The sequence below is a fragment of the Carboxylicivirga linearis genome (assembly GCF_018271995.1).
In the GTDB taxonomy this organism is placed as follows: domain Bacteria; phylum Bacteroidota; class Bacteroidia; order Bacteroidales; family Marinilabiliaceae; genus Carboxylicivirga; species Carboxylicivirga linearis.
Genome location: NZ_JAGUCO010000079.1, coordinates 1 through 1,910, shown reverse-complemented (window position 1 = coordinate 1,910; position 1,910 = coordinate 1). Strand labels below are relative to the sequence as shown.

Sequence of the window (1,910 nt, the reverse complement as noted above, 5' to 3'; positions counted from 1 at the left end):
TGTTGATATTACAATGGTGGAATCCGTTTGCATGGTGGCTACGGAAATTAATAGCCCAAAACCATGAATTCTGTGTTGACAAAGCCATGATGCAAGTTTCGGAAGAGCCCAAACAATATCAATATTCGCTAATGCACTATCTGCCCGGTAGTAAAAGTCTGAATTTGGTTAACAATTTCAGTCAAAGTCTAATTAAAAAGCGAATAATCATGATGAATAATAAAACCGACCGAAGACTTCTTTCAAAAATGAAGAGTCTTCTGGTAATGATATTGACATTTACAGCATTGGTGGCTTTTACCAATCCTGATAAAGTAAAGAAACAAACAAAAGAAAACAAGGTAGTAGAAAATATAAAGTCTACCGATGATTTAAGAAAGTTTGTAGCTCAAAACATGAGATATCCTTTAGATGCTCGTGATAAAAATTTTACTGGAGATGTAATGGTTAATATGCCTATCAGTAAAAAAGGAAAGGCTGGAAAACCAGAAATAGGTCCTGCAAAAGGAAGCAACGTAGTTAATCCGGGTGAAGTGGTTGTAGTTGCTTATGCTCCTGAAAATGGTGGCTCTGGAGGTGATACTTCAACTTCGTTGACTGCATTGGAGAATGAAGTGAAAAGAGTAATGACTAAAATGCCAACAATAGATGATGTGAATCTTTTAGGTAAAACACTAGAGTTAAAAGTGAAATTTGTTTTACAAGAGAAAGAGACCAGTGGTTCTAAATCAACAGCACAGGAAGACGTGGTTGTAGTTGGTTATGGAAAAATGGCTGATAATTCGCTTAAAATTTCAACAGGTAAAGCATCGGGTGGTAATCCAATATTTGTTTTGAATGGGAAAGAAATCAGTAAAGAAGAGTTTGGTGCTATCGAAAAAGATAAAATAGAATCGGTTTCGGTTCTAAAAGATGAATCAGCAAAAGAACTATATGGTGATAAAGCTAAGAATGGAGTGATTGTGGTGTCAACAAAAGATAGTGAGGTTGAAGATCTTTCCGTTCTAAATTTTATTGAAGATGCAGCTGTTTTTGGGCAAAAGAAACCATTGTTTATTGTGGATGGAAAAGAGTATAGAGGTAAAGTTGATGAGGATAATATCGATTCGATAAAAGTATTGAAAGGTTCACATGCAATTGACCAGTATGGAGAAAGAGCCAAAGATGGTGTCATTGTAATCTATACAAAGAAATAACCATTTTTCTTTTTTGATCTAATATCCTTAACGAATTAATGAATAAATAGTTGTAATGGCATATTTAATAGAGTGGCAGATAAAAGCTGCAATCATTGTAGCATTGATGGTTATTATTTATGCACTTTTCTTATCGAAAGATGCAATGTTTACCCGTAACCGTATATGGTTATTAAGTGCGCTTTTTATGCCGTGGATCGTGCCTGTGCTTGCCATGCCTGCTAGCATTCGCTCTATTCTATTTGCTGAAAGAACAGCTGTTGAATTGTCAGACATGTCGATACCTTTTACTGATCAGACTTCAGTTGCTACTCAAAATACTTATGTATGGCAGTGGTCGTACCTTTTAGTAGGTGTTTATTTATTGGTAAGTTTAGTATTTGTGGTGCGTTTGGTATGGGGGTATATCTATCTTCTAAAGTTGAAAGGCAAAAGTAAAAAGTTAAAAGTAAAAGGACTGAATCTATATCTGTTGGAAGATAGAGAGATTAATCCCTTCTCGTTCTTTCAGTCGGTGTTTGTTCCTCAAAAAGTGATGGAGCAAGCTGACAGAGACCATATTTTAAATCACGAACAAACTCATTGCCGTCAGTGGCATTCTATTGACATTACCCTGGCTGAATGGATGTTGATATTACAATGGTGGAATCCGTTTGCATGGTGGCTACGGAAATTAATAGCCCAAAACCATGAATTCTGTGTTGACAAAGCCAT

General features: G+C 35.8%; 2 protein-coding genes. Both read left to right on the top strand.

All coding sequences use genetic code 11. The features are described 5' to 3' along the window. On the top strand, positions 1 to 1,196 hold a 1,196-nt coding region (locus KEM10_RS23615; protein WP_212220805.1), incomplete at its 5' end, for a hypothetical protein. 55 nt (positions 1,197 to 1,251) lie between these two features. Then, the coding region (locus KEM10_RS23610; RefSeq protein ID WP_212220802.1) for a M48 family metalloprotease at positions 1,252 to 1,910 on the top strand (659 nt) is incomplete at its 3' end.